Source organism: Hymenobacter amundsenii, assembly GCF_002204745.1.
Classification (GTDB): Bacteria; Bacteroidota; Bacteroidia; order Cytophagales; family Hymenobacteraceae; genus Hymenobacter; species Hymenobacter amundsenii.
This window is the reverse complement of record NZ_NIRR01000015.1, coordinates 19,682-42,595: the sequence shown is the minus strand read 5'-3', so window position 1 is coordinate 42,595 and position 22,914 is coordinate 19,682. Positions and strand designations below refer to the sequence as shown.

Genomic DNA, 22,914 nt, shown 5'->3' with positions numbered 1-22,914 from the left:
TCTTTTCATAAGAACTAAGACCCTAAGCCCTCAATTACTACGAAGGGAAATCGGCCGAATCGCCGGTCTCGGCCACAGTGGCCAATTCTTCGAGCAGGCCGGTGAACTTCTCGCGGGCGCCTTTCACGGCCGCTTTGCCCAAGGGCAGGTGCAGGGGTGGGTTGTCGGAATGCACGAGGTCGTACATGATCTGGGCGGCGCGGTCGGGGTCGCCGGGCTGGTTGCCGCTGTAGCTCTGGATACCCTTCAGGTTCTCGCCCACCGTGCTGCGGTAGTCCTCGATATTGGTATCGACATAGGTGGCCGAGCTGCCGGCCCACTCGGTGCGGAAGCCGCTGGGCTCGATATTCGTGACCTTGATGCCGAGGGGTTTCACCTGCTGGGCCAGGCTTTCGCCGATGGCTTCGAGGGCGAACTTGCTGGCGTTATAGACGCCCACGCCAGGGAAGGTTTTCAGTCCCCCGATGCTGGTGATGTTGAGCACGTGGCCGCTTTTCCGCTCGCGCAGGTGAGGCAATACGGCCCGCAGCACGTGCAGAGGCCCGAACACGTTCACGTCGAACTGGCGGTGGACTTCCTCGGCGTCGATTTCCTCAATGCTGCCCAACGAGCCGTAGCCCGCGTTGTTCACAATCACGTCGAGGTGGCCGAGCTGGCTGATAGCATCGGCAATGGCCTTCTTTACCTGGGCTTCGTCGGTTACTTCCATCACGAAACCGTGGCCCTGGCCGTTGGCTTTTTTCGTGAACTCATCGGCCTGGGCCTGTTTGCGGAAAGTTGCGGCCACTTTGTCGCCTTTTTCGAGGAGCAAATCGGCCAGCGAAGCGCCAAATCCGGAGCTAACGCCGGTAATGAACCAGTTTTTAGTAGTTGCCATAAACGTTGTGTCTGTTGAAATGAAACGTAGCCGCAGCTAAGTGCGCGGCTGGGTGGTATAACTGCCGAACGGGACCGGGGGTTTTAAAACGGCGGTTTTGCGAAAGTGAAACGGGGCATTCACAATTCGTCTTGTGAAGAACCATTGCATGCGCGTCCCGAACTCGGGGGCCCACGTTCGACTGTAGAGCGGGCACAGAAGACCAGCCAATAAAAAAAAGCGCCACCACGTAGTTGCTACGTGGTGGCGCTCTTACTTATTTCCGATGTTGGCTACTGGGGCAGCAACACTTTGTCAATTACATGGGTCACGCCGTTGCTCGACTTCACATCGGCCTTCAAAACACTGGCTCCGTTCACCGTTACGGTGCCGCCGCTAACGCTTACTTTCAGTTTTTTACCCTCGATGGTAGTCAGCTCCTGGCCATCCGTCAGGTCGGCGGCCATCATGCTGCCAGGCACCACGTGGTAGGTCAGAATATCGACCAGCTTGCTCTTGTTCTCGGGCTTGAGCAAGTCGGTTAGCGTACCGGCGGGCAGCGCATCGAATGCTTCGTTGGTTGGCGCGAATACTGTATAGGGGCCGCCGCTAGAGGCCTTATCGGCGAGGCCGGCGGCTTGCAGGGCGGCCGTAAGTGTGCTCATCTGAGGCACGGCAGTGGCGTTTTCAGCTAGGTTTTTTCCGCTCGTATCATCCATGCCAGCATCTGGAGCCATGGCTGGGTCGGTGGCAGGCATTTCAGTATCCATCGCGGGCTCGGTGGTGGCGGTGTCGGGCGTGTTGTTAGCGCAACTCGCAGTGCCGAAAGCCAGGGCCAGAGCCACAAAACAGGTAGGCAGTACGCGAAGGGAGGTTTTTGCTGCGGTCATTTTCATATGGAAAGAATTTAGGGTGTTATTGATTGATGATCCATAGAACCCGATGCTTAACACATTGTTTAGAAGCCGCTTGATTCAGCCTTTCCCGAAGCGGCCCGAGCGCTACCTATTCCTACCCTGCAAAAAACGCCGCCCAAAAAGAGCGGCACTTTTTTTCATAGCCCGGAAAGGGGATTGGCGCGGGGCTTACTGCCAGCCGCCGCCCAAGGCCTGGTACACGTTTACGGTGGCGTTGAGTTGCCGCATTTTGGTTTCGATCAGGTCAAACTTCGACTCTAATGCGTCGCGCTGGGTGAAGAGCACTTCGGTGTAATCGGCGCGGGCCGAGCGGAAGAGGCTGTTGGAAATGCTGATGGACTGGTTCAGGGCCTGCACTTCTTTGCGCTTCGCCTCGTAGCTGTTGGCTAGGTTGCTGATGCTGGATAGCTGATTGGCCACCTCGATATAGGCATTAAGCACCGTGCGCTCGTACTGGTACACGGCCTGGGTCTGGCGGGCGTTGGCGCTGTAATACGTGGCCTTGATGGCGTTTTTGTTGATGATCGGACCGGTCAGGTCGCCCGCCAGCGAGTAGAGCATCGACTGGGGCGTGGAGAGCAGCAAGCCGGGACGGAAGGCCTGCAGGCCCGCGGCGGCCGAGATATTGAGCGAGGGGTAGAAATTAGCCCGCGCCGCCAGCACGTCGAGCTTGGCCGCAGCCAGGTTCTGCTCGGCCTGCCGGATGTCGGGGCGATTGCTCAGTAGCTGGGGCGGAACCCCATTCTGCACCAGCCGGGGCAGCAGGTCGTTGAACGTCTCCGGGTTACGGGCCACCGGCTGCGGGTAACGGCCAACCAGGAAGTTAATGCGGTTCTCGGTTTCGATAATCCGCTGCTGAATGTTGTACTGGCGGGCCGTCGTGTTCTGCACTTGGGCCTCGAAGCGCTGCACGGCCAGCTCGGTAGCCCGGGCAGCCTCCTTTTGCAGCCGCACAATGCGCAGCGCGTTGTTCTGGATTTCGATATTCTGCTGCACAATGGCCAGCTGATTGTCGAGGGCCAGCAGCTCGTAGTAGGCGTTGGCCAGCTCGGCAATCAGGTTGGTTACGGTGAAGTTCCGGCCCTCTACGGTAGCCAGGTAGCGCCGGGCGGCGGCCTTTTTCTCGTTGCGCAGCTTGTGCCAGATATCGACTTCCCAGCTCGCCACCGCACCTAGCTCAAAGTTGGGCAACGGGTCAGGCGTATTCCGCGCTGGGCGGATATCCACGTTTTCCTCCGTGGCGCCCTGCAACGTGTAGCGCCCCACTTTCTCCAGCCCCGCCCGGCCGCCGAAGCCCACCGAGGGCAGGTAGGCGCCCTTGCGGAACCGGACTTCATTACGGGCAATTTCGATTTCCTGGAGCGTGATGTTCAGCTCCTGGTTGTTTTGCAGGGCCGTCGTGATAAGGCCCTGCAGGTTGGGGTCGGTGAAGAATTCCTGCCAGCGCACCCGGGCCGTGTTGGTCGAGTCCGACGTGAGGGCGTTGGCGTAGGTGGTCGGGACGGTCTGGTCGGCGTTTTTTACCACCAGTTCCGGGGTTTTGCAGGCCCCGAACGCGAGCGATAAGCAGGCTACGCCCAGGCATTGATAAATGCGTCTCTTAAGCATGCTGCTTGATTTGATCCGTTACTAAAGAAGGAAGGTGCGGCTCGATGCTCTCAGTCAGCGGCATTTCGTATTCGTCCTGAATCAGCTTGCGGCCGGCGGCTATGGTACCGAAGATGTAGTAAAGCCCGGGCACGATAATGACGCCGAACACGGTGCCGAACAGCATGCCGCCCAAGGCCGAAGTGCCAATGGTACGGTTGCCGATGGCGCCCGCGCCGGTAGCCAGCACCAGCGGAATCAGACCCGCGATAAAGGCGAAGGAGGTCATCAGAATCGGGCGGAAACGCACTTTGGCGCCTTCGATGGCCGCCTCGCGGACGCTCATGCCCTCTTCGTGCTTCTGCACCGCGAATTCCACGATCAGGACCGCGTTCTTGCCTAGCAGACCCACCAGCATCACGAGGCCCACCTGGGCGTAGATGTCGTTGGCCAGGCCCAGGAGCTTGAGGAGCAAAAAGGAGCCGAAAATGCCGGCCGGCAGCGAGAAAATAACGGCCAGCGGCAGCAGGAAGCTCTCGTATTGGGCCGCCAGCACCAGGTACACGAACAGCAGCACCACCCCGAAGATGATAACGGCCTCGTTGCCGCGCGATACTTCGTCTTTCGACAAGCCGCCCCAGTCGATGTCGTAGCCCCGGGGCAGGGTTTTGGCTGCTACCTCTTGCACCGCCTTAATGGCTTCGCCGCTGCTGTAGCCGGCCGCCGAGCCACCCCGGATGGAGGCCGTGGTGTACATGTTGTAGCGGTTGATTTCGTTGGCGCCCTGGCTCTTCACAATTTTCATGAAGGCCGAAAACGGCACCATCTCGCCCTTATCATTCTTAGCCCACATGTTCAGGATGTCTTCGGGCAGGCGCCGGTATTCGGGCGAGGCCTGCACGTATACCTTGAAAAAGCGCTGGTACTTGATGAAGCCCAGCTCGTAGGTCGAGCCTACCATGATGCTGAGCGTGTTCATGGCGTTGCCGATGCTCACGCCTTTCTGCATGGCCCGCTGGTTGTCGATCTGCAGCTCGTACTGGGGGTAGTCGGCCGAGAAGAAGGTGAACAGGCCGGCCAGCTCTTTGCGCTTGCGCAGCTCCCCCATGAACTCCTTGTTTACTTTTTCCAGGGCCTTGTAGTCGCCCGAGTTGGTTTTATCGAGCAGTTGGAGCTGGAAACCACCCGCCGCGCCGTAGCCCGGCACGGCCGGCGGCTCGAAGAACTCGATGGTCGCGCCCGGAATCTTCTGCGCCTTTTTCTCCAGCGCCTCAATGATTTCGGCCACCGATTCCTTGCGTTCGTCCCAGGGCTTGAGGTCGATCAGGCAGGTACCGGCGTTGGAGCCGCGGCCCTCGGTAAGCACCTCGTAACCGGCCAGCGTGGAAATGTTGGCGATGCCGGGCACGTTCTTGGCTAACTGCTGCAAGTCGTGGGAAATGGCGTTGGTGCGCTCCAACGTCGAGCCGGGCGGGGTCTGGATGATGGCGTAAATCAGGCCCTGGTCTTCGCTCGGAATAAAGCCCGAGGGCAGCTTGGCCGTGATGCCGAAGATGCCGATGCCGAAGGCTATCAGCAGGGCGAATGTCACGAGGCGGCGGTCCACGATACGCTCCAGCAAGTTGGTGTAGCGGCCCGTAAACCGCTCGAACATCCGGTTAAAGGCATCGAAGAACCGTTGCATCGGCGACTTGGGCTTGGTCTGGCCGTGGTTGTTCTTCAGAATCATGGCGCAGAGCACCGGCGTGAGCGTAAGGGCTACGAGGCCCGAAATCACGATGGCCGTGGCCATGGTAATGGAGAACTGCCGGTAGAAAATGCCCACCGGCCCGCTCATAAACGACACCGGAATGAACACGGCCGTCATCAGGATAGTAATGGCGATGATGGCGCCGCTGATTTCGCCCAGCACCTCGCGCACGGCGTGGTAGGGCGAGAGGTGCTTTTCCTCCATCTTGGCGTGCACCGCTTCCACCACCACAATGGCGTCATCGACCACGATGCCAATTGAGAGCACCAGGGCAAAGAGCGTAATCATGTTAATCGTGAGCCCGAACGCCTGCATGGCGATGAACGAGCCGACCAGCGACACGGGCACGGCCAGAATCGGAATCAGCGTCGAGCGCCAGTCGCCCAGGAACAGGAACACCACCAGGGCCACCAGAATAAAGGCGTCGCGCAGCGTGTCGATGACGTTTTCAATCGAGGCGTCGAGGAAGTTCGACACGTCGTAGCTGATTTTGTAGTCCATACCGGGCGGAAAGCTGGTTTTCTTCAGCTCCTCCAGCTTGGCCTTCACCTCCTTAATTACGTCCTTGGCATTGGAGCCGTAGGTTTGCTTGAGCACGATGGCCGCCGACGGAAACTCATTCAGGTTGGAGTAGATATCATAGAACTCCGAGCCCAGCTCCACATTGGCCACGTCCTTGAGGTGCAGGATTTCGCCGTCGGCGTTGGCCTTCAGAATTACGTTCTTGTACTGCTCCACATCGTTGAAGCGGCCTTGGTAGGTGAGCACATATTCCAGCGCTTCGGCCCGCTGCCCGTCAGAGCGGCCGATCCGGCCCGGCGAGCCAATCACGCTCTGCTCGTCGAGCGACTTCATCACGTCATCGACCGAGATGTTGTAGGCCCGCATGCGGTCGGGTTTGAGCCAGATGCGCATGGCGTACTGGCGGCTACCCAGGATGTTGGCCCGGCCGATGCCGCTCAGGCGCTGCAGCTCGGGCAGCATGTTCACGCCGGCGAAGTTGAAGAGGTACTTCATGTCGGTGTTCTTGTCCTTGCTGTACAAGTTCACATACATGAGCATGTTGGGCACCACGCGGTTGACGATGATGCCTTCGCGCTGCACGAGCACCGGCAAGCGGTTGAGCACCTGCGCAATGCGCGTGTTCACGTTTACCACCGCCTGGTCAGGGTCGGTACCCAGGTTGAACACGATCTGGATGTTGGCCTCGCCGGCACTCACGGCGTCGGAGGTCATATATTTCATGCCCGGTACGCCGTTCACGGCCTGTTCCAGCGGAATCAGGACCGATTCGGTGAGCACCTTGGCACTCGCGCCCGGATAGGCCGCGCTCACCATGACCATGGGAGGCGAAATTTCCGGAAACTGCGAGGTAGGCAGCGTATTGATGGCCAGCACACCCATGAGGATGATCACCACCGAAATAACGATGGCAAATACGGGCCGACGAAGGAATTTACTGAACATAGGTTTTTTTACTAAGCTGTTAGCTATTAGCTGTTAGCTTTCGTTCTGACTGAATGCCGGGCATAATCTGTCCTTCGAACTGGTGGTATTAGCTTCGTTTGCCGAAAAGCTAGCAGCTAATAGCTATCAGCCAACAGCTTAAAAAAAGCTACTCCGAGTACACCTTCAGCTTCGGTAGCACCGTGCGGGGGGCTTCATAGGTGAAGTCGATTTTGTCGCCATCCTGCACTTTGCGCAGGCCTTCGAGCAGGATTTTCTCGTTGCCCGTCAGGCCCTTCGTGATGACGTAGAGGTCGGGCATTTCGGAGCCGATGGTGATTTCGCGCTGGTGCACTACCTTGTTCTTATCGACTGTGTAGACGTACTTCTTCTCCAGAATCTCGAATGTGGCCTTCTGCGGAATCAGCAGCACGTGCTTGAGGGGCACGGTCATGAGCACATTGCCGGTTTCGCCGTTGCGCAATAGAGCGTTGGGGTTCGGGAAAGTGGCCCGGAAGGCGATGTTGCCGGTTTCGTTGTTGAAGTCGGCCTCAATAGTCTGTACCACGCCCGGGAACTTGAACACCTCGTTGTTGGCCATTTTCAGGCCCACTTCCGTTTGGCGGTCCGCCTTAGCCATCGACTTATAAGTCAGGTACTCGGCCTCGGGCACGTTGAAGTACACCCACATTTTACTGTTATCGGAAAGCGTGGTCAGTAAGTCGCCCTCATCCACCAGGCTGCCCAGCCGGCCCTGGAAGTGGTCCATGATGCCGTCGAAGGGGGCTTTGATGGTCGTGAACTGCAGGTGCGTGTTGGCCAGCGACACGTCGGCCTTGGCCTTGTCGTACTTAGCCCGGGCCAGGGCCAGCTCGTTCTTCGATACAATGTTGCTATCGGCCAGGCTCTTGGTGGTACGGTACTCAATGCCCACGTAATTGGCCTCGGCCTGCGACTTTTTCAGGTCGGCTTGGTACACCATGGGCATGATCTGGAACATCGACTGGCCCTTGTGCACGGTCTGGCCCTCGTCCACAAAAATCTTCTGGAGGTAGCCTTTCTCCAGCGCCCGCATCTCGATGTGCTGGATGGAGTGAATCTGGGCCACGTACTCTTTGGTGATGGTGGTATCGGTAGTTAAGGGGCTAGTTACAACCAGCTTTATCACTTCTTCCTTCTCTTCTTTCTCTTTCGAGCAGCCAGTAAAGTTGGCTAGGATACACAGGCTCAGGAGCACTCTTTTCATAAAAAAACGGGATTGCCCCGAGGGGCAGTTGGTGATGGCTGCTTAGCGGAAATTCCCAGGAGCCGAATAAGGCTCCAGCTTACCAGAAAGCACATTGTATTTATGTCTGGATGCCTGCCAGGCGGCTATTTCAAGCTTAGTGCCTTGACAGTCATTCTATTAATCCATTCCAGGTGCTAGCCAAACGGCCAGTCTGCGGGGCTGGCACGATGAATTCAAGGAAAAATACAGTTGCTCCACGCCAGTTGGTTTGTGGTTGACTGGCACAAAACAAGTTCCCACTACATGAAGCGGGTATGAAGTCCTTTTAAAAAACACGTTGCCCCAGCCTCTCCTCTCCCGCCCGACTAAGCCTGCACTCGCAACCCTTTTGCTTTGCGCATAGTCGATTAACAGCACGCCTGACACCTTTATGCACTGTGCTATTGGTAGACCAGTACGAGGCCCCCGCTAGCAGCACCAAGCCGGCCTGCTCAATGAGGGCCAGTTACATAGCACCACCAAGCAGTCTGGTGCTGTTGCTTTGCAGCTGTGAGCAATGAGCAGGGAATAACTACTGCCCATCGGAATAATTTAATTTTCGTTCTTATTAATGAGTAAGTACTCACTTATTGACAATGAAGCGATAATGAGTTGGCGCATCATATCCGGACTGGCTTTAGATTGGCAGGTGGAGGCCCTGGCTGTAATGTGCAAGTGGTATCATGCCCTGCTTGCTGGTGCGGGCCCTACCGTATTGGCAGTACCCAGGCGTAGCGGAACCAACTAGGCTGAATTTCTATAAAACCCCGCGTGGGCATAACCCGAAAGCCAAGTTTCCGCCGTAGCTTTGTCCGGCAATAAGTAGCACCTAATCCACTTGTTGCCATGGCCGACCACGCCGCCAAAATTGCCTTCGAGGCCCTCACCTACGACGACGTCCTGCTGCTGCCCGGTTATTCGGAAGTACTGCCCCGCGACGCCAACACTGGCACCCAGCTCACTCGCAACATCCGAATCCAGTTGCCGTTCGTGTCGGCGGCCATGGATACCGTGACCGAGGCCGAAATGGCCATTGCCCTGGCCCAGGAAGGCGGCATCGGTATCATCCACAAGAATATGAGCATCAAGGCCCAGGCCGAGCTCGTGCGCCGCGTGAAACGCTCCGAGAGCGGCATGATTCTCGACCCCTTCACGCTGGCCGAAACCGCCACCTTGGCCGATGCCCGCAAGCTGATGCGCGACAACAACATCGGCGGTATCCCCATCATCGACGAGCAGCGCCGCCTCAAGGGCATCCTTACCAACCGCGACCTGCGCTTCGAGAAAGACATGAGCCGGCCGGTAACGGAGGTAATGACCGCCACGCCGCTCGTTACGGCCAAGGCCGGCACCGAGCTAGCCGCCGCCGAAGACATTCTGCAGGATTCCAAAGTCGAAAAGCTGCCCGTTATCGATATGGAAGGCCGCTTGGTGGGCCTCATCACCTATAAAGACATTCGTAAGCGCCGCCGCACGCCCAACGCCTGCAAAGACGAGCAGGGCCGCCTGATGGTAGGCGCCGCCGTGGGCGTAACAGCCGACCTGATGGAACGCGTGGCCGCCCTGGTAGAAGCCGGCGTAGACGTAGTGAGCGTAGATACCGCCCACGGCCATAGTAAAGGCGTGCTCGACGCCGTGCGCAACCTCAAGCAGCAGTTTCCCGACCTCGAAGTAATAGCAGGCAACGTGGCCACCGCCGAAGGCGCCCGCGCTTTAGCCGACGCCGGCGCCGACGCCGTGAAGGTGGGCGTGGGGCCAGGCAGCATCTGCACCACCCGCATCATCGCCGGCATTGGCGTACCCCAGCTTTCGGCCGTACTCGAAGCGGCCCGGGGCCTGGAGGGCACCGGCGTCCCGATTATTGCCGATGGCGGCATCAAGTATTCCGGCGACGTGGTGAAGGCTCTGGCGGCCGGTGCCAGCACCGTAATGGTTGGCTCGCTGCTGGCGGGCACCGAAGAAGCCCCCGGTGAAATGACCCTGTTTGAGGGCCGCAAGTACAAAAGCTACCGCGGCATGGGCTCGGTGGAGGCCATGGAGGAAGGAAGTAAGGACCGCTATTTCCAGGATGCCGAGGACGACGTGAAAAAGCTCGTACCTGAGGGTATCGTGGGCCGGGTACCTTACAAAGGACTGGCGGCCGAAGTGCTGTACCAACTCACGGGCGGTCTGCGGGCCGGCATGGGCTACTGCGGCGCCGCCACCATCGAGGCCCTGCACGAGGCCCGCTTCGTGCGCATCACTGGGGCCGGCCTGCGCGAGTCGCACCCCCACGACGTGCAGATTACCCGCGAGGCACCGAACTACAGCAGCCGCTAGCCTTTTTCTTTCAAGGCTTTCTGCTCTATTGATGGGGCGTAGATAACAGGCGAAAAACGCACTACCCTGACTGGGTTAGTGCGTTTTTCGCAACTAAAATATCCCGGCGCAGCTAGTCGTGCTAACCGTTACGGCCGGCTACTAATAGGTCGGCGGGGCCTACCAACCGGCGCCCTACCAGCTTGGTAAGTTTGAGCTTATTTGCTGCCTCACGAGCACTTCGTCGGCTACAGTTGGCCGATTCCCGGTCCGGCCCGTATCTTGTCCCTCCGTTCGGCTGCTTGCTCTGGCTGTTTCTTTCCTATTCACTGCATGTCATTTCCCCGGAAGCTGTGCCCCTTCCTGTCTTTTTTTGCCGTCCTGAGCTGGATGGGGTTGTTGGGGGGCACTTTACTGTACGCCCACCCGGAACTTACGGGCGGCCGTATCGCCCCCCCCGGCTGGCTGCTGCTGGTGTTGCAGGCCATGTTCATCGTGGCCGTATTCATGCGCGAGCGGGCAGCTCCCGAACGGTTGCAGGGCATCGATTTCACCGGTCTGCTGCGCCAGTTGCTGCTCAGGCCGGCATTATGGGCGGTGGCCGGGGTGGGAGTGCATCAGTTGGTCCAACTCGTGTCGGGCCCAGGCCAAGGCACTGGCTCCGTACTTTACACCGTGTTCTACACCCTCAACGTGGGCCTGTTTGTGCTGCTGCTAGCACATACCAACTACGCTTGGCGGGCCCTGGTCCTGTTCCGCTCCAACGAGCGGCTCCGGCGGCAGTGGGTGTGGTTTGAGGTACTACTCGGGGCCACTCTGCTGCTGCGGCTGTTGCCCTGGACGCCGCCAATGGGCTTGGCTTCAGCCCTACTGGGCGTGTTGGCGGCTTACGGCGCCTACCTGAGTGGCCGCCAGAAATGGGTGGCCTTCCTCAACCGCCGCCAGAAATTAGGCGTCGTGTTGTTTCAACTAGCCATCATTGTGGTGATGGGGGTGTTTGTGGCCTACTTCCTCTACACCCGCCCCGCCTTCCGGCTGGTCGGGCCCGCCACTCAGAACGCCTTCCTGTTGCTCAACGCGTTCTTTGCCGGCTTCTACGCCCTGATGGGCCTGCTAGTGACGCTGTTCAACTTGCCCACAGCAGGCGTGTTTGAGCAGAAGCGCGAGGAGATACTAAGCCTCCAGCGCCTCACCCAACTCATTCAGCGAGGTCAGACCGAGGGAGAAGTGTACAGCATGTTCTTCGATTCGGCCATCCAGACGGTGCAGGCCGATGCCGCTTGGCTGCACCTGACCGATGCCCGCGACCCCGGCTTTGAACCGCGCTTTCAGCTGCAACCCGACCAAGGCGAGGCTATCCGCCAGCAACTGTCCCACATGCAGCTGCTTGATCTTGAATACCTCAATAATGAACTTGGGGCCAGTAGTTTCCGGAAGCTGGCGTTGCCCTTTGGCTCATTGATGGTGATGCCGCTGAGTTCGAGCAAGCGCCATTACGGTAATATTTACCTGCTCAAGGAACACACCCAAGCCTTCGACCGCGAGAACCTCAGCATCCTGCAGACGTTCGCCAGCCAGACGGTGCTCAGCATCGAAAACCTGCTGCTCATTCAGGCCTCTATGCATACCCAGCGGGTGCAGGACGAACTCAAGATTGCCTCGGCCGTGCAGGACAGCCTGATTCCGAAGAACCTGCCCATCGACAACTGGTTTGAAATCAGCTCCTACGCCGTATCAGCCACGGAAGTAGGGGGCGACTTCTATGACTTTCTGCACCTCCCCGGGCGGCGGCTGGCCGTGCTCATTGGCGACGTATCGGGCAAGGGCGTGACGGCGGCCTTCCACGTGGCCCAGATGAAGGGAATTTTCCATGCCCTCATGCAGGAAAACCCACTGGCCCGAAACGAGCGGGAAAAGTACCCGGTGCCCAGCCGATTTATGGCCCAGGCCAACGACGCGCTCGGCCGCTGCCTCGAAAAGTCGGCCTTTATTACGGCTTCGCTCTACATCATTGATTATGAGCACGGCGGATTCGTGTTTGCCCGCGCCGGCCATTGCCACACGCTTTACTACCATTCCATTAAGGAGGAAGTATCCTACTTCCAGACGGCCGGCCTGGGTCTGGGCATCATCCGCCACGACGGCTACGAGAAGCACATCAAGAACCAGTTCTACGATTACAATCCTGGCGACGTGATGGTTATCTATACCGACGGCATTGTAGAAGCCCGTGACGCCGCCCAGGATGAGTACGGCGAAGACCGCCTGCTTCGAATGCTCGAGCAGTCATATTACCTTGATGCCGAACAGATTAAAGCCCACATTCTGGCCGATTTGCACGAGTTCAGTAAGGGCCAGCCCATGCACGATGACCAGACGCTGCTGGTAATTAAATTCAAGTCGGCCCAACCCGAAGCTGCGCTTTAGCGTAGCACCTAGCCATGAAAATAACGCAACACGCCACCGACACTACCCTCACGCTCGTGCTCAACGGCGAGCTGGATGCCAGCTCCTCTGTTGTGCTCGACACGGAATTGGGCAAGCCCGAAATTCTGAAAAACCAGAAAATTCTTATCGACTGCCAGCAGCTCAACTACATTTCCTCTGCCGGACTCGGCGTGTTCATCTCTCACTTGCAGACGTTTCAGGACGCTGACGTAAAGCTGGTGTTTTTCAACATGCAGGAGAAAGTGCACAACGTATTTGAAATTCTGGGCCTCGATTCGCTGATGACGATTGTGCCATCGGAGGCCGACGCCGTGGCCGTTTGAGTGGGGCCACACCGCAACCAGAGGACATGAAACATACGCTCCGCATTAGCTGTACTCGCCACAACCTAAAGGTGGTACGGGATTTTGTGAGCGAATTTTTAGCCGAACAGCAGTTCTCAGATATACTCATCAACCAGATTGTGCTGGCTGTGGATGAAGTGGTAGCCAACCTTATTATTCATGGTAACAAGGAAGATGAATCGCAGTTTCTGGACCTGCGCTTAGCCGTGCACCGACAGGAGTTTGAAATTGAAATTGAGGATACTAATCTTATTTCCTACTCACCCAATAGCTACCAAGAGCCTGATTTGCGCGAATACGTGCGTGTGGGCAAGAAGGGCGGCATGGGCATGATGCTTGTTAACCGCATCATGGACCGGGTAGAATACACCACCCGCGGGGCCCACAACGTCTGCCGCCTCTACAAGTACTTGGCCTGACACCACCGCTATTACCATTGCCAGGAGCACTCCATTTCGGGGTGCTCTTTTTGTGCTCCCTCCAGACCGCCTTTGGGGTCGGTGCCCGGAAAAAAATCCGTAAAATTGTAACCGCCAACGTTGGGTGAGCAGACCGCTGCTCGTTCATCGCCGTTATTTGGCCTATAGTTGACCCCTTCTCTTCCGTATGCACCAACGCCTTTTGTTTGCCGGCACCGCCGCGGCCGCCCTGCTGGCCGGGTGCCAAGCCACCAAATCCACCACTGCTTCCGCCCCGAAGGCCATCGTCGAAACCCTGGGCACTACGCCCGTACCGGCCGCGGAATTTGCCTACGTGTACCGTAAAAACAATAGCGCGGATACCCAGTTCGGCACCCGGGCCAGCGTGCAGGAATACCTCGACCTCTACACCAACTTCAAGCTCAAGGTGCTGGCCGCCGAGCAGCGGGGCCTCGATACCACCCAGGCTTTTCGCCAGGAGTTAGAGGGCTACAAGCAGCAGCTGGCCCAGCCCTATCTGACGGAAAAAAGCGTTACCGACCAGCTGGTGCGCGAAGCCTATGACCGGCTGAGCAAGGAAATCAGCGCCGCTCACATCCTCATCCGGGTGGCGCCCGACGCCGCCCCGAAAGACACGCTGGCCGCTTACGAAAAGGCAATGGCCCTGCGCCAACGCGTGACAAGCGGCGGCGAAGACTTCGGCCAAGTGGCCCGCCAGACCTCCGAAGACCCTTCGGCCCGCGACAACGGTGGCTCGTTGGGCTACTTCACGGCCATGCAGATGGTGTACCCCTTCGAAACGGCCGCTTATTCTACACCCGCCGGGCAGGTGTCGCAGCCGGTACGCACCCGCTTCGGCTACCACCTCATTAAAGTAAATGAGGTGCGCCCAGCTCAGGGCGAAATGAAAGTGGCCCACCTCATGATTCGGGCCACGCCCGGCATGCCGGCCGCCGATTCAGTGACGGCTAAAAAGAAGATTGACGAGCTCTACGCCCGCCTCAGCCGCCGCAACGAGAACTGGGACAAGCTGGTAGGGCAGTTTTCGGAAGATGCCGGCTCGGCTCCTAACGGCGGCGAGCTGCCCGCTTTCGGTACCGGCCGCATGATTCCCTCTTTCGAGGAAGCTGCGTTCAAGCTCCAGAACCCCGGCGACCTGGCCCCGCCCGTGCAGACGCCCTACGGTTGGCACATCATCAAGCTGCTCGAAAAGCAGCCTGTGCCCACCTTTGAGGCCATGGAGCCCACGCTCAAGAGCAAAGTATCTAAGGATTCGCGCTCGGAGCTCAACCGCACCGCCTTTCTCAAGCGGGTGCGCCGGGAGAACAATTTCGTGGAAAATCAAGCCGTAAAGGACTACGCCCTCGCCAAGGCTGATACGGCGCTGGTGCAGGGCCGCTTCGCCTACGCCGCCCCAGTAGCCAGCACGAAGGCCAGCAAAACGACCACCGACTATTCCACCCTGTTCACCATTCAGGGCAAGCCCTACCTGGTAAAGGACTTCCTGACGTTCGCCCAGCAGAACCAGCGGCCCCGACCCAGTGCGGAACCCCGCTTTGCCATGCAGCAGCTCTACGACCAATACGTGGACCAGAGCCTGACCGAGTTCGAGAAAGCCAACCTGGAAACCAAGTACGAGGACTACCGCATGCTGGTGAAGGAGTACCGCGACGGTATCCTGCTCTTCCAGCTCATGGACGAGAAAGTCTGGACCAAAGCCGTGGAGGACACCGTGGGTCTGCAGAAGTTCTTTGCCGATAACCAGGCGCAGTACCAGTGGGGCCCGCGGGTGCAGGCCACCGTTATCAGCGCAGCTTCGCCCGAACTGCGCACCCGAGCCCAGCAGCAGCTGCGGGCCGGTAGCTACCCGGTGCGCCGGGGTATGCCCACGAGCGTGAGCTTCCGGGCCGGCACCGCCGACATCGAGCCCGCCGGCCGGGCCGCCCTCGAAGAGCTGGCCAACCGCCTCAGCATTGATCCGGCCCTGATGCTGACTATTACGGCCCGCACCAAGCGCGGCGAATCTGCCAGCTTGGTGGCCCGCCGCAATGCCAGCGTACTAAAGTACCTAACGGCCCTGGGGGTATCGGCCAACCAGATGCGCACGGCCGCTGGCAAGCCCGCCGCCGCCGATGCCCAGCTGACGGTCATGAGCACCAATCCGGCTGCGCTCGAAGAATCCTTGAACGAGAAGAACCCGCTGGCCGTGCAGATTCAGCAACGCAACTTCCAGCAGGGCGAAAGCAAAGCCGTAGACCAATTCATGGCCAGTGGCCCGGGTTCGTATACTACCGAAGCCGAAGGACGCTACTACACCATTATCGTGGACAAAGTGCTGCCCGCTGGCCCCAAAACGCTGGCCGATACCCGCGGCCAGGCAACTTCCGACTACCAGAACTACCTGGAGAAGGAGTGGCTCAACCAGCTCCGCACGCAGTACCCGGTAACGATAAACCAAGCCGAGGTAGACAAGCTGGTAACGAAGTAGGTGGTTGATTGGCAGTAAATAACCTCATTCTGAGCATGGGCGCATCAAGCCAGAGATGGAGAATCCCACGTGCAATGGCAATCCTGCCGTTTGGTTGGTGTTGCAACGCCAGCACGCGAGATTCTTCATCCCTGGCTTGATGCGCCACATGCTCAGAATGACGTTCTTTCTTACGCCTCGCCTCTACTCATGCAACGCGGTGGCCCGAATCCGGCTCCTGGCAGCAACAGCGACCCAAAATGGGGTAAGCTGACGGTTTTTGCCAGAGAAAGGATTTATAACGAAATTTACGGGCGTCTTTTGGCGTTATGCCATTCGTCGGACCCAGCCCGCGCACACTGCCGGGGCGGGCATTAGAACCAGATTCCATGATTGATTTTTTGCGAGTACCAGTCCAGAAGGTGCTGTTGAGCGCCGTGTTACTGGTCGGTTCGGTTACGGTGAGCTACGGCCAACTGGGCATGGGCCGGCCCGTGGGGCGCACAATGGTCGACGGCATCATTGCCAAAGTCGACAACCAAATCGTGCTGAAGTCGGACCTGGAAACCATTTACGGCCAGGAAGTAGCCCGGGCCGAGGGCAAGCCCCTGCCACCCGACACTAAATGCAAAATCCTGCAAAGCCTGGCCCTCAACAAGCTGCTGCTGGCCAAGGCCGAAACCGACTCGGTGGTAGTGGAGGATTCGCAGGTAAAAAGTGAGTTGGAGCGCCGCATGGCCTACTTCGTGCAGCAAATTGGCTCGGAGCAGAAACTGGAAGAATACTACAGCAAGCCGCTCAAACAGATCAAAGACGACCTGCGCGGGCAGGTGAAGGAGCAGCTGATTCAGCAGAAAATGCAGGACCAGATTGCCGGCAAAGTATCGGTGACGCCCCGCGAGGTGCGCCAGTACTTCAGCCGCATGCCCAAAGACAGCCTGCCCTATTACTCTACCGAGGTGGAAGTAGGTCAGATTGTGAAAATTGCCCAAGTCAATAACAAAGTGAAGCTGGCCACCCAGGCCAAGCTCAACGAGCTGCGGGCCCGTATTGTGGCCGGCGAAGATTTCGCCACCCTGGCCAAGCAGTATTCGCAGGACCCCGGCTCGGCCGTGGAAGGCGGCTACCTGGGCTTCTTCAAGCGCCGTGAGCTGGTGCCCGAGTACGAGGCCGCCGCGTTGCGCCTGGAGCCAGGTGGCATTTCGCCGGTCGTGGAGTCGCAGTTCGGCTTTCACGTTATTCAGCTTATCGAGCGCAAGGGCGATTCGTACAGCACCCGTCACATTCTGCTGAAGCCCGAAACCGGTACGACCGACACCAACGAGGCCTCTCTGCAGCTAGCTAAACTGCGCCTGAAAGTGATGGCCGACACGCTGACTTTCGCAAAGGCTGCCAAAGACAATTCCGACGATAAGCTCACGAGCGGCAACGGCGGCCTGCTCCAGAACCGCCGCGACGCCAGCACTTACCTGCCCCTCGACCAGATCGACCCGGCCATCTTCTTCACCATCGACACCATGAAGGTGGGCAGCATTACGCCCCCCTTGCCCTACCGTACCGAAGATGGCAAGGACGCCGTGCGGATCCTCTGGCTCAAATCGAACAGCCCGCCCCACCAAGCCAACTTAGCCGACGATTACCAGAAGATTGCCGCCGCTGCCCTCAACCAGAAGAAAAACAAAGCCCTCGACGCCTGGTTTGCCCTCAACCGCGGCACCGTGTACCTCGAAGTTGACCCCGAGTACGCTGGTTGCCAGCTGCTGAATTCGATTAATTAGAGTTTTAGCAGTGAGATACGGGAAGTGAGAGGTGAGACCACGTTCTGATGGCGCGTTTTCTCCCTCTGCTTTTTACCCTGGCATACCGGCCCGAAAGTCTCACTTCTCGCTTATCACCTCTCACTTCCGTAGAATGCCCTTCGCCTCCGATAAAGAAGCCGCCGACGCGCTGGCCGCCGCCTACCAGAAGCTGCGCCAGGAAATCGGCAAAGTCATTATTGGGCAGGAAGACGTAGTGGAACTGGTACTGACGGCCGTTTTTTCGCAGGGCCACTGCCTGCTGGTGGGCGTGCCCGGACTGGCCAAAACCCTGCTCATCCAAACCATTGCCGACTCGCTGGATTTATCGTTCAACCGGGTTCAGTTCACACCCGACCTGATGCCTTCCGACATCGTGGGTTCGGAAACGCTCAACAAGGACCGGGATTTCCACTTTGTGCCGGGGCCGATTTTCGCCAACATCGTGCTGGCCGACGAAATCAACCGTACGCCACCCAAAACCCAGGCCGCCCTGCTCGAAAGCATGCAGGAGTACGCCGTGACGGTGGCCGGCAAGCGCTACACGCTGCCCCGCCCGTTTTTCGTGCTGGCCACCCAGAACCCCATCGAGCAGGAAGGCACCTACCCGCTGCCGGAAGCCCAGCTCGACCGGTTCATGTTCAATATTGAGTTGGACTACCCTAGCTACGAGGCGGAGCTGCAAATCGTGAAAAACACGACGTCCAACCACAAAGCCACGGTAAACAAGATATTGCACGCCGACGAAATTCAGGCTTTCCAGCAGTTGGTGCGCCGGGTGCCGGTAGCCGACAACGTGGTGGAATACGCCGTGAGCCTCGTGCACAAGACCCGGCCTAACACGGCCCGCGCCGCCGCCCGCGCCACCCAGCTGCTGGAGTGGGGCGCCGGCCCCCGGGCCTCCCAGCACTTGATTGTGGGCGCCAAGTGCCACGCCCTCATCCATGGCAAGTACTCGCCCGACATCGAGGACGTGCAAGCGGTGGCTCTGCCCATCCTGCGCCACCGCCTCGTACGCAACTTCAAAGCCGAAGCCGAAGGCATCACGGTAGATCAGCTAGTAAAAGAACTACTTTAACTAAGGGGTTAGGGACTTAGGGCTTAGCTGACATTCTATCGCTATAGCCTTTACAATTCCTAGCACGTCATCTAAGCCCTAAGTCCCTAACTCCTAAGACCCCACCATGGAAGCAGCCGGTTACTACCAGCAGTTCGAGCGCAACCTCGAAATCATCCTCAGCGGCCTCGACGCGGGCCTCAACATCAGCACGACGGCCCTGAACGTGTCGTTGCCGCTGGAAGTGTATGTGCTGAGCGAGGTGCTCAACCAGGGTGGCGGCCAGTTCCGCCTCTCCGACAACCTGGCACCCCGCGAGCAGGTGCGCGAGTTCTTAGCGCAATTCCAGAGCCACGAAGCCCACAACGAGGCCTTGATGCAGCGTATTCTGGCCGATAAGAAGGCCATAATGCGGACTCCGGAAGGCCGGGTGCTGACCAAGGAAATGCTTATCCGCCGGCTCGAATACTTCAACGAGGCCGCCCGGCAGATAAACGTAATGCGCAACCAGCACGCCCTCGGCAGCCCGCCCCAGTCACGCTCGGGTGTAGGACTGCAGCTCGCAAGCTAGAAGCAAGCATTCGTGCGGACTTAGCTTCGCCGTTCTTGGGGGCACTGATTTCATTGCCAAACAGAAAAGCCACCTCGGCCGGGGTGGCTTTTCTGTTTGGCAGAAGCGGCCAGCCAAGACGTAATAGGTAGCCATTCGCTCCATATCCGAAGCCGGGTATACTTTAAACCGTGTTAACCAGTTATGCTAGGTCTTCGGGAGAACTCACGAGAGCAAAGGTGGCAAGGGCCACCGGAAGACACTACCGACCAATCTGCTGCCAACCCACGTAGAATTCGTAGCTCGGGGTTACGCTGCTACGCTTGCTAATCCAATGTTCGCTGTTTCTGCCGCTTTTGCCCGCTCCTATTCTCCCAGCATGTCTACTGCCGCCGCTCGTCCTGCTCCACCCGACACGCCTCGGCTCACCCCGCGCCTGCTGCTCCGTCCCTACCAGCCCCCCGATGCCCCCGCCTTTTTTCAGCTGCTGCACACCGATCAGGCTCGGTTACGCCCCTCGTTCCCGGCCCGGGTCGCGACTACGCCCACGCTAGCCGCCGCCAGCCGGTTGCTTACCCAGTTCCATCACGACTGGCACTTGGGCCGCCTGTACGTGCTCGGCATCTGGCACGGCCAGAGCGGCGAATACCTAGGCGACATCAGCCTCAAGCCTAACTGGGCCGCCCCCATCACCCTCGAAATCGGCTACTACCTGGCTACGGCCGCCGAGGGCCAGGGCTACGCCCGCGAGGCACTGGCGGCGGCCGTGGCCTTTGGCTCCGAAGAGTTGCGGGCCGAGCGCCTCCTCATCCGCTGCCTCGCCGACAACCCCCGCAGCTCTGCCGTAGCGGAGGCCGTGGGGTTCGAGCCTTTGCCCCCCCGCCCGCGCCCCTGGTTGCGCCGGGTGCTGGGCGGCACCCCGCACGTGCTCTATTATATCTTGAGGAGAGATACCGCAGCGCCAGCGCCATAACGAGATGGGGCCTGCGGCATCGGCAGTTGCCCCAAGTTATCAGGGAGCTACCAGGTGAGACGCCTCCTTCGCCCGTTACTCAGAAACAATCTTTCTACTGAAGGCCACCACTACCATCGGCGTTAGCGGCTGGGGCGGAGTTTAGAAAGAAGGAAGCTCTGGTTGAAATTCAGATAGAGCGCAAACGAGAAGTCGAACAAGCCATTGTTGAGGTCGTAGAGCGGTTCGAAGCGGGTGGTGAGCACCACATTTCCCGGCAGTTGGTAGTCGCGCAGCACCCGCAGAATCAGGAGTTGCCGCTGCCGCTCGGTATAGTTGGGTTCGACTGGCGACGCAGAAACAGACTGATAAAGCCGCCCCCCGAGCGGTGAAATGTAGCCGTTGCCGCTCCAGTAAGCCAGTTGCAGATTGGAAAACCGCGTATCGGCCCCTGCATTTAGGTACAGGCCCGTACCGCTGCGAAAAGGCAGCGCTTCGGTAAAGGAGTAGTCATTAAAGTAGGTGACGTAGCCGTCGAAATGCACCGCGCTTACCAGCCGCGAGGTGAGCCCGCGCCGCAGCCGCAGCCCGGTGGCCACGTTGAACAAGGTCTGCAACGGCGTGTCGATGGTATCAATCTGTCCGCCCCGGTGGGTACCCGTAAACTGAAACGGCAGCGCTACCACCCACCCCGCCGAGTCGGCCAGCAGCCGGTGCTCGGCCGTTAAGCCCCCGGCCACTTCTTCTTGGAAATTGCTGAACCGGTACTGCTGCCGGACCCAGTTCACCCAAGCATCCAGCGTAATGCGAGGCGTCTGGAGTTGGTATTGCGTGCCCTCTTCCAGCCGGTTCGTGATAAGGCGCTCAAAATCGAACATTGGCTCGATGTAGCCGTGGTGCAGGTTGCCTTCCAGGTTGCCGAACAGCAGCGTATGCGGCCCCTGGCGATACTTAAGCGTAAACAGCGGCCGCACCTGCCGCAACGGAGTCGTGCCGTAGTTCTTCCACAGGAACACGCCCGCTTCCAGCCGCAGGTTACCGGCCGGGTAGTACACCAGCCGCGGGGCCAGTTGGGCCCCGTAATAAGTCAGACCTGGGTCGATGCTGTTGAAGTACTCGTTGTCTTTGTTGAAAAGCAACCCCTGCACTTCTACCCGCAACTGGTGCTCGTAGGCGGGGCCCATCGGTGCGCGGTACAAAAATGCGCGGTTGTCTAGCTGCGCCCAGCCCACCGACGAGGTACCTACCCACGCTAGCACAGTCAGTATCAGGATTCTAAAAACCGACCGGATTTCTAAAAAATTTAGCACGAAAAAAAACTTCAGAATTCAACGAATTTCTTTAGCATTGTGGGCACAAAATATAGCCCGGCGGCGTTACCATGAGCCGGCCCTGAAACGCCCCTTCACAGGTTGCATGGGCTGGCCAAAACGCTTACATTCACCAAACCTAAGCAATTCTATTTACCCCCCTTCTAATGGCTGCAAACTCCGACAAGGCTGAAAAAGCTGACAAAAAAGAGTCTAATTCGCAAGCGGAAAAGCTCAAAGCGCTTCAACTCACCCTCGATAAGCTCGACAAGAGCTATGGCAAGGGTACTGTCATGAAGCTCGACAACAGCCGGGTGCTGCAGGACATTGAAGTTATCAGCACCGGCTCGCTCGGCCTCGATATCGCGCTTGGCGTGGGCGGTTTGCCCAAAGGTCGCGTGGTCGAAATTTACGGCCCCGAGTCGTCGGGTAAAACCACGCTCACTATGCACTGCATTGCCGAAGCCCAGAAGAAGGGCGGCATTGCGGCCTTCATCGACGCGGAGCACGCCTTCGATCCGGTATACGCCCGTAAGCTCGGCATCGACACGGCCAACCTACTGATTGCTCAGCCCGACAACGGTGAGCAGGCCCTCGAAATCGCCGACCAGCTGATTTCCAGCGGTGCCATCGACATCATCGTAATTGACTCCGTGGCTGCCCTCGTGCCGAAAGGCGAACTGGAAGGCGACATGGGCGACTCGAAAGTAGGTCTGCACGCCCGCCTGATGTCGCAGGCATTGCGGAAGCTCACCGGCACCATCAACAAAACCGGCTGCTGCTGCATCTTCATCAACCAGCTGCGCGAGAAAATCGGCGTGATGTTCGGTTCGCCCGAAACCACTACCGGTGGTAACGCCCTCAAGTTCTACGCCTCGGTACGCCTCGATATTCGCCGCATCGGCCAGATCAAGGAGGATAAGGACAACATCACTGGTAACCGTACCAAGGTGAAGGTGGCCAAAAACAAGGTCGCTCCGCCTTTCAAAGTGATTGAGTTCGACATCATTTATGGCGAAGGCATTTCCAAAGTAGGTGAGATTCTGGACCTGGGCGTTGACATGGGCATTATTGCCAAGTCGGGCTCGTGGTTCAGCTACGATGGCAACCGCCTCGGCCAGGGCCGCGAGGGCGTGAAAACCATTCTGCAGGACAACCCCGAGTTGGCCGACAAAATCGAAGCCCAGATTCGGGCCAAGGTGAAGGGCAACCCTGAGGAGGCCCTGGCTGCCCTCGATGAGGACCGCACCGTAGACGCCGAAGAAACGGTAGAACCAGTTGAAATCGAAGAATAAGCTAGCGGCTTACGCCTCTTGCATTGAAAGCTCCTCCGTTGATCGGGGGAGCTTTTTTGTTTGGCCATCACCCGATCAGACATGTTGAGCTGCCCTTTAAAGAGCCAATTCATCGGCGCCATTTTTGGGCTTGGCGGAAACCGAGTATCTTTACT

At 58.6% G+C, this 22,914-nt stretch carries 16 protein-coding genes; 10 read left to right on the top strand and 6 right to left on the bottom strand.

Annotated features, from left to right (window positions below):
• Positions 1 to 37 precede the first annotated feature (37 nt).
• The 5 genes from CDA63_RS10545 to CDA63_RS10525 all read right to left on the bottom strand — a co-directional run bounded on the left by CDA63_RS10545 (position 38) and on the right by CDA63_RS10525 (position 7,802).
• Positions 38 to 877, bottom strand: a complete 840-nt coding sequence (locus CDA63_RS10545) for an oxidoreductase (RefSeq protein WP_088464423.1) — start codon at positions 875 to 877, stop codon at positions 38 to 40.
• A gap of 272 nt (positions 878 to 1,149) precedes the next feature.
• Complete coding sequence (locus CDA63_RS10540; protein ID WP_242434640.1) at positions 1,150 to 1,746, bottom strand: fasciclin domain-containing protein; 597 nt, start codon at positions 1,744 to 1,746, stop codon at positions 1,150 to 1,152.
• A 195-nt stretch (positions 1,747 to 1,941) separates the two neighbouring features.
• Positions 1,942 to 3,381, bottom strand: coding sequence for a TolC family protein (locus tag CDA63_RS10535; RefSeq protein WP_088464421.1), 1,440 nt, complete (start codon positions 3,379 to 3,381; stop codon positions 1,942 to 1,944).
• Positions 3,374 to 6,577, bottom strand: a complete 3,204-nt coding sequence (locus CDA63_RS10530) for an efflux RND transporter permease subunit (RefSeq protein ID WP_088464420.1) — start codon at positions 6,575 to 6,577, stop codon at positions 3,374 to 3,376. The genes CDA63_RS10535 and CDA63_RS10530 overlap by 8 nt, the downstream gene beginning before the upstream one ends.
• 148 nt (positions 6,578 to 6,725) lie before the next feature.
• Positions 6,726 to 7,802, bottom strand: coding sequence for an efflux RND transporter periplasmic adaptor subunit (locus tag CDA63_RS10525; protein ID WP_088464419.1), 1,077 nt, complete (start codon positions 7,800 to 7,802; stop codon positions 6,726 to 6,728).
• Between the two features lie 867 nt (positions 7,803 to 8,669).
• Between CDA63_RS10525 and guaB the strand changes: the two genes are divergently transcribed.
• From guaB to CDA63_RS10480, 9 genes are all read left to right on the top strand, one after another.
• Complete coding sequence (guaB, locus tag CDA63_RS10520) at positions 8,670 to 10,142, top strand: IMP dehydrogenase (RefSeq protein ID WP_088464418.1); 1,473 nt, start codon at positions 8,670 to 8,672, stop codon at positions 10,140 to 10,142.
• A gap of 312 nt (positions 10,143 to 10,454) precedes the next feature.
• Positions 10,455 to 12,548 (top strand): PP2C family protein-serine/threonine phosphatase, encoded by a 2,094-nt coding sequence (locus CDA63_RS10515; protein ID WP_088464417.1) that lies wholly within the window; start codon positions 10,455 to 10,457, stop codon positions 12,546 to 12,548.
• Between the two features lie 14 nt (positions 12,549 to 12,562).
• The gene (locus CDA63_RS10510; protein WP_088464416.1) at positions 12,563 to 12,892 is read left to right on the top strand and encodes an STAS domain-containing protein; all 330 of its coding nucleotides are present in this window, start codon (positions 12,563 to 12,565) and stop codon (positions 12,890 to 12,892) included.
• 26 nt (positions 12,893 to 12,918) lie between these two features.
• The gene (locus CDA63_RS10505) at positions 12,919 to 13,332 is read left to right on the top strand and encodes an ATP-binding protein (RefSeq protein ID WP_088464415.1); all 414 of its coding nucleotides are present in this window, start codon (positions 12,919 to 12,921) and stop codon (positions 13,330 to 13,332) included.
• A gap of 187 nt (positions 13,333 to 13,519) precedes the next feature.
• A complete protein-coding gene (locus CDA63_RS10500) occupies positions 13,520 to 15,820 on the top strand; it encodes a peptidylprolyl isomerase (RefSeq protein ID WP_088464414.1) in 2,301 nt (766 codons plus the stop codon).
• Between the two features lie 368 nt (positions 15,821 to 16,188).
• Positions 16,189 to 17,577, top strand: coding sequence for a peptidylprolyl isomerase (locus CDA63_RS10495; RefSeq protein ID WP_088464413.1), 1,389 nt, complete (start codon positions 16,189 to 16,191; stop codon positions 17,575 to 17,577).
• Between the two features lie 133 nt (positions 17,578 to 17,710).
• Positions 17,711 to 18,673 (top strand): AAA family ATPase, encoded by a 963-nt coding sequence (locus CDA63_RS10490; protein ID WP_088464412.1) that lies wholly within the window; start codon positions 17,711 to 17,713, stop codon positions 18,671 to 18,673.
• Between the two features lie 106 nt (positions 18,674 to 18,779).
• Positions 18,780 to 19,223, top strand: a complete 444-nt coding sequence (locus CDA63_RS10485; RefSeq protein ID WP_088464411.1) for a hypothetical protein — start codon at positions 18,780 to 18,782, stop codon at positions 19,221 to 19,223.
• A gap of 358 nt (positions 19,224 to 19,581) precedes the next feature.
• Positions 19,582 to 20,175 carry a GNAT family N-acetyltransferase gene (locus tag CDA63_RS10480; protein WP_165768265.1) on the top strand — a complete coding sequence of 198 codons (594 nt, stop codon included), beginning with the start codon at positions 19,582 to 19,584 and terminating at the stop codon, positions 20,173 to 20,175.
• Positions 20,176 to 20,297: 122 nt separating this feature from the next.
• Here the strand turns inward: CDA63_RS10480 and CDA63_RS10475 are convergent, their stop codons facing one another.
• Positions 20,298 to 21,413, bottom strand: a complete 1,116-nt coding sequence (locus CDA63_RS10475) for a hypothetical protein (protein WP_126546813.1) — start codon at positions 21,411 to 21,413, stop codon at positions 20,298 to 20,300.
• A 218-nt stretch (positions 21,414 to 21,631) separates the two neighbouring features.
• Between CDA63_RS10475 and recA the strand changes: the two genes are divergently transcribed.
• On the top strand, positions 21,632 to 22,759 hold the full coding sequence (gene recA, locus CDA63_RS10470; RefSeq protein WP_088464408.1) for a recombinase RecA: 1,128 nt from the start codon (positions 21,632 to 21,634) through the stop codon (positions 22,757 to 22,759).
• Positions 22,760 to 22,914: the final 155 nt, after the last annotated feature.